Below are 6,218 nucleotides of genomic sequence, written 5' to 3'. Positions count from 1 at the left end.
TCATCTTTTTGCAATGCAGGTTTTGATTTAACCGGAAACAGTATGATAAATTATGTCAACAGCCCAATTATTACAATTGCAGTATGTGGGCTTGTGGTGGTTGGTGGTCTTGGATTCTATGTATTTTGGGATATTTATGAAAGCAAGAATTTTCATATGCTTACATTACATTCTAAACTTGTTATAATTATTACAGCGATATTGTTGATTTTTGGAAGTGCAATAATTTTTGTACTTGAATATAATAATCCGGGAACAATGGGAAACTTAAGTATATCGGGAAAAATACAGGCATCTGTTTTCCAGGCAGTAAACCCAAGAACTGCTGGATTTAATTCCATACCTTTGGAAAATACAAGAATGTCAACAGCTGTATTTACATTGTTTTTAATGTTTATAGGAGGCTCTCCTGCATCTACAGCCGGGGGTATAAAAACAACAACTTTTGGAGTGCTGATTGTATCATTTTATAATTTGGTCAGAGGTAAAAGAGACTTCGAAGTTTTTGAAAGAAGAATAATGCCTGAAACGACATTGAGAGCGGCGTGTATTTTAATGGTATCTCTTATGCTTGTAATTTTTGTTTCTTTTATTTTGGCAATAACAGAAGAAAGTACAGGCTATGATTTTCTTGATATAATATATGAAACTGTTTCTGCATTTGCTACAGTTGGTTTGTCGAAGGGTTTAACTCCGCTTTTAAGCAATTTCGGCAAACTAATTTTGTCGTTGGTAATGCTTATTGGAAGAGTTGGTCCTGTTACAGTTGCATATGCATTTTTAAAACAAAATAAAAACATTGGTAATTATACTTATCCTGAAGGGAAAGTAATTATAGGATAAAGGGTGAAGGAGTAAAAATGAAACAAATAATAGTAATAGGGTGTGGAAGGTTTGGATCTTCAGTGGCAAAAACTCTTACAAAACTCGGACATGACGTTATGGTAGTTGATCAAAACACGGATATAATTAAGGATATTTCAGAATATGTTGCACATGCTGTTCAAATGGATGCATTAGATGAACCATCTTTTAGAACTATAGGAATAAGAAATTTTGATGTTGCTGTTGTGGCTATTGGCTCAGATCTGGAGGCTTCAATAATGTCAACACTTATAGCAAAAGAAGCCGGAGTTCCTATAGTTATGGCTAAAGCAATGAGTGAAATACATGGAAAGTTATTGACTAAAGTAGGGGCAGACAAAATAATTTATCCAGAGAGAGACATGGGCATGCGTGTAGCTTTCGGACTTGTAGCTCCTAATATATTGGATGTAATTGAATTTTCAACAGATTATAGTATTATTGAAACTGTAGCTCTTGAAGAATGGCAACGCAAGTCTCTTAAAGATTTGAATCTTTCTGGAATGACCGTAATCGCAATTAAAACAGGAGAACATATTAATATAGTGCCTTCATCTGATGCAATAATTAAAAAAGATGATGTATTAGTAATATTAGGAAGAAACGATAATTTAAAGAAAATAAATGAAAACTATAATCACAGATAATAAGTATTTAAAACTTCTTATGTACTTGAAAATTTAATGAAATGTAGGTTGTTATGGATATTATAAAAAGCAAGGACAACAGCAAAATTAAATATGTGCGTTCGCTTAACTCTAGAAAGAGTCGTGACGATGAAAATTCTTTTATTGTGGAAGGAATTAAATTTGTAAATGAAGCAATAAAAGAAAAAGCCGACATTAAATTTATATTGATAAGTGAAAGTGTTTTTAACAAATCAGAAATTAATTTGTTGTTGGACTGCATAAATAGAAGTAAAATTGAAATGATTGTTTGCGACGACAATATTTTTAACAACATCGCTGATACCATCAATGCACAGGGAGCACTGGCGGTAATAAATAAGGTAAATTATTCAAGGGAAGAAATATTAAGCAAGTACAAATTTGTGATTATGTGTGACCGTATTCAGGATCCGGGCAACCTTGGAACTATAATCAGAACAGCTGATGCGTTTGGACCAGCTGCTGTTATTTTAAACAAAGGCTGTGTTGATGAATATAACCCGAAAGTTGTAAGGGCTTCTGCAGGTGCAATATTCAGAGTTCCTTTTATTCATGCCAATTCTGATGCGGAAATTTTGCAGCATTTGAAAGAAATTGGTTTTAACATAATTTCAACAGTGGTTGATTCAAATAATTCGTTTGAAAACATTCAAAAATCAGAAAGAATTTGTGTTGTAATAGGAAATGAGGGACAAGGTGTTTCCCAGGAAATAATAAATGATTCTCATATGAGCATAACGATAAAAATGTCCGGCAGAGCGGAGTCACTGAATGCTTCAATAGCGGCAGGAATAAGTATTTATGAAATCAGAAAAAAACTGTTGTAATATTTTTTTAATCTGATATAATTAAAAATGTTAATTTAATATTAGGCTATGAAAAAGATATTAGGTGTAAGGGTATGTTTTAAAGAGAAAAATCATCGCGGCTGAAAGTGATTTTAAACATTTATACTGAACATTCACTTTGGAGCTTGTGAAATGAAACTAAGTAGTTTTGCACGGGAAAACCGTTATAAAAATGAGGCTTTTATACTATGAAGAAGTATGAATCTGCGGAGATATTTGTTTGTGTCATCCTGAGCGAAAGCGAAGGATCTCATAATTAAAATTCTTTACTGCATTCAGAATAACAAGAAGAAACTTCTTGTTGATAAATAAGTAACATCATAGTAATGAAAGCAAATTAGAGTGGTATCGCGGACTTCGCCTCTTATGGGGTGAGGTCTTTTTATATGAAAGGAGAATTCATGAAAGAGAAACTTTTGAAATTAAAAACAGAAGCTTTAAATCAATTAAAAGAATGCAATGATAATGCAGATATTGAAAGAGTCAGAGTTCAATATTTGGGTAAAAAAGGAGATTTGACTTTAATATTGAGGTCAATGGGTACTTTATCTGAAGAAGAAAGACCTGAAATGGGAAAACTGGCAAATGACGTAAGAGCAATAATAGAGGAAGAAATTAAGGAAATTAAGGAAAAAGCAACTCATCATGAGACAACAAAAAAGGTTAAATCTGAAACTTTAGATATAACAATGCCGGGAAGAGTTCCTAAAATTGGAAGAAGACATCCACTGATACAGGTAAAAGAAGAATTAGAGAGCGTATTTATGCGCATGGGATATGATGTAATAAGCGGTCCTGAAATTGAAACTGTAGCAAATAATTTTGATGATTTGAATGCACCTTATGACCATCCTTCGAGAGACAGATCGGATACTTTTTATATTGCAGATGATTTAATACTTAGAACTCATACTTCACCCATGGAAATTAGAGTTATGAAAGAAGGGAAACTTCCTATAAGAATGGTATCAACAGGAAGAACATTTCGTTTTGACGATGTGGATGATACACATTCACCAATGTTTCATCAAATGGAATGCCTTGTTGTAGACAAGGGAGTTACAATGGCTAATCTTAAAGATTCAATAGATCAATTTGTTAAAGAATTGTTTGGAAGTGAAATGAAAACACGTTTTAGACCACATAACTTTCCATTTACAGAACCGAGCGCAGAGGTTGATGTTTCCTGTCCGATATGCATGGGCAAAGGATGTCCATCATGCCATGGAACGGGTTGGAGCATGGAATTGTTGGGATGCGGAATGACACATCCAAATGTATTAAGAAATTGCGGAATAGACCCTGAAGTTTATTCAGGCTATGCATTTGGAATGGGAATTGACAGAGTTGCCATGGTTAAGTATGGCATTCCTAACATAAGGTTATTATTTGAAAATGATGTAAGATTCTTAAAACAATTCTAGGAGGTTGAAATGTTAGTACCTATTAAATGGATGAGCCAATATGTTGATATAAATACAGATGATAAAACATTGGCAGATAAGTTGACACTCACAGGGTCTCATATTGATGCTGTTATTGACTATAACAAAGAAGTAAAAAATGTAGTTACGGGTAAGATTCTTGAAATAATAAAACACCCAAATGCAGATAAATTGATTGTTACACAAATAGATATTAATCAAGCAGATGCTGTTCAAATAATTACAGGAGCAAAGAATGTTAATGTAGGAGACGTTGTTCCTGTATGTTTAGAAGGGGCTGTGCTTCCAAATGGACTTAAAATAAAGAAAACAAATTTTAGAGGACTTCCTTCATATGGAATGATGTGTTCTTATGAAGAGCTTGGTTTTGATGACAAGGTCATTCCTAAAGAAGCAAGGGATGGTATAGCAATTCTTCCTTCTGAAACTGAGTTGGGAAAAGATATCAAGGAAGTTTTACAATTAAACGGCAGCGCTCTTGAAGTAGAAGTAACATTCAACAGGCCGGATTGCTTGAATATCGTTGGTATGGCAAGAGAAACTGCAGCTACTTTGGGAACAAAATTCAAATTCCCTGAAATTGAAATCAAAAATGAACAAGGCGATATAAAAGATTACATGAATGCGGTAGAAATTGAAGATGAAGATTTATGCGGACGTTTCTACGCAAGGGTAATAAAAGATATAAAAATTGGGCCATCTCCTCTTTGGATGCAAAGAACATTGATGGATGCCGGAATGAGACCTATCAATAACATAGTTGACGTTACAAACTATGTTATGCTTGAGCTTGGTCAGCCTCTTCACGCGTACAATTTAGAAGCATTAAAGGGTAAAAAACTTGTAGCAAGAAAAGCAAAAAAAGATGAAACAATTATAACTATAGATCAAAATGAAAGAACGTTAAATGAAAGCATGCTTGTAATTGCAGATGAAGAAAAGCCTGCCTGCATTGCCGGTGTAATGGGTGGATATTATTCTGAAATCAATGATGAAACAAAAGTAATGGTTTTAGAAAGTGCAAACTTTAATCCTAAATCCATTAGAGAAACATCTAAAAAGCTTGGGATGCGTTCAGAAGCTTCTGCGAGAAATGAAAAACCGATGGGTTATATGATGGTTGAATTAGCAAGTAAAAGAGCTTGTCAATTAATAGAGATGATTGGTGCCGGAACAGTTGTTGGTGGACATTTAGAAGCTGGTAAAAATGAATATGTTCCTCCTATTGTAACTTTAAGACCATATCGCTCTGCGCATTTACTTGGAGTTGATATTCCTGTTGAAGATATGCTGGTTTCATTAAATTCACTTGAAATTGAAAGTACATATGATGGGGAGAAAATTAGCTGTAAAATACCATATTTCAGAACTGATATTGAACAGGAAGCTGATATTATTGAAGAAGTTGGAAGACTTTACGGTTTTGAAAACATCATTTCAAAACCTCTTACAGGCATGACAAGAGTGGGAAGAAAAACAGAAATGCGTATGCTTGAAGATCAGATAAAGTCGATTGCATGCGGTATGGGACTTTATGAAATTACTACATATTCATTTATTAGTCCAAAGTCTTATGACAATATATGTGTGCCTGAAGACAGTCATTTAAGAGACTATGTTAAAATTTTAAATCCATTAGGAGAGGATTTTAGTTCAATGAGAACTACTCTTATACCAAACATGATGGAAGTAATAGGCAGAAATTCCAACAGAGGCGTTGACGGTGCTAAATTATATGAAGTAGGAAGCATATTTATACCAAAAGGCCAGCCTGTTACTGAAGAGCCATTTGAAAAATTAAAACTTTGTATCGGCATGTATGGCAAGTATGATTTCTTTGACTTGAAAGGTATTATTGAAGGTATTTTATCAAGATTTGGCATAACTGTTCAACTTAAACCGGTAAAAGATAATACAACATTTCATCCAGGAAGAACAGCAGAGATGTTTGTTAACGATGAATGTATTGGAATTTACGGAGAAGCAAGCCATATGGTGACTGATAACTACGGACTTGACCAGAAGGTTTATATAGCTGAAATAGATGTTGAAAAAATTCTTAAAAATAAAAATACTAATTGGAAATATGAAGCGCTTCCAAAATATCCATCAATGGTGAGGGATATTGCCGTTAAGGTTAAGGACGAAGTTCTTGCGGGAGATATGGAACAGGTAATTAAAGATGTAAATCCGCATCTTATTGAAAGTGTTAAATTGTTTGATGTTTATAAAGGTGAGCATATTGAAGAAGGATACAAGAGCACTGCTTTTTCTGTTACTTACAGAAATAAGGAACGTACGCTAAAAGAAAAAGAAGTTGAAAATATTCACAATAAAATTCTTCAAATTCTGGAAAGTAAGTTTGGCGCAACACTTAGATAGATAACAAAAAC

5 protein-coding genes are annotated in these 6,218 nt (G+C 33.7%); all 5 read left to right on the top strand.

Annotated elements, in window-relative coordinates; all coding sequences use genetic code 11:
* The coding region (locus SA378_RS06680; protein ID WP_318525204.1) for a TrkH family potassium uptake protein at positions 1-843 on the top strand (843 nt) is incomplete at its 5' end.
* Between the two features lie 17 nt (positions 844-860).
* Complete coding sequence (locus SA378_RS06675; protein WP_318525203.1) at positions 861-1,511, top strand: TrkA family potassium uptake protein; 651 nt, start codon at positions 861-863, stop codon at positions 1,509-1,511.
* Between the two features lie 53 nt (positions 1,512-1,564).
* Entirely contained in the window at positions 1,565-2,359 is a 795-nt protein-coding gene (rlmB, locus tag SA378_RS06670; protein ID WP_318525202.1) for a 23S rRNA (guanosine(2251)-2'-O)-methyltransferase RlmB, read from the top strand.
* Between the two features lie 422 nt (positions 2,360-2,781).
* Entirely contained in the window at positions 2,782-3,804 is a 1,023-nt protein-coding gene (gene pheS / locus SA378_RS06665) for a phenylalanine--tRNA ligase subunit alpha (protein ID WP_318525201.1), read from the top strand.
* A 9-nt stretch (positions 3,805-3,813) separates the two neighbouring features.
* Positions 3,814-6,207 (top strand): phenylalanine--tRNA ligase subunit beta, encoded by a 2,394-nt coding sequence (gene pheT / locus SA378_RS06660; protein WP_318525200.1) that lies wholly within the window; start codon positions 3,814-3,816, stop codon positions 6,205-6,207.
* Positions 6,208-6,218: the final 11 nt, after the last annotated feature.

The organism is Sedimentibacter sp., assembly GCF_033447055.1.
Classification (GTDB): domain Bacteria; phylum Bacillota; class Clostridia; order Tissierellales; family Sedimentibacteraceae; genus Sedimentibacter.
Note: the sequence above shows the minus strand (reverse complement) of the source record. Positions and strands in the feature narration are given on the sequence as shown.

Excerpts from the sequence above, each read along its gene's own strand:
- SA378_RS06675 (WP_318525203.1), top strand. The coding sequence starts at position 861 with ATGAAACAAATAATAGTAATAGGGTGTGGAAGGTTTGGATCTTCAGTG.
- rlmB (WP_318525202.1), top strand. The coding sequence starts at position 1,565 with ATGGATATTATAAAAAGCAAGGACAACAGCAAAATTAAATATGTGCGT.
- pheS (WP_318525201.1), top strand. The coding sequence starts at position 2,782 with ATGAAAGAGAAACTTTTGAAATTAAAAACAGAAGCTTTAAATCAATTA.
- pheT (WP_318525200.1), top strand. The coding sequence starts at position 3,814 with ATGTTAGTACCTATTAAATGGATGAGCCAATATGTTGATATAAATACA.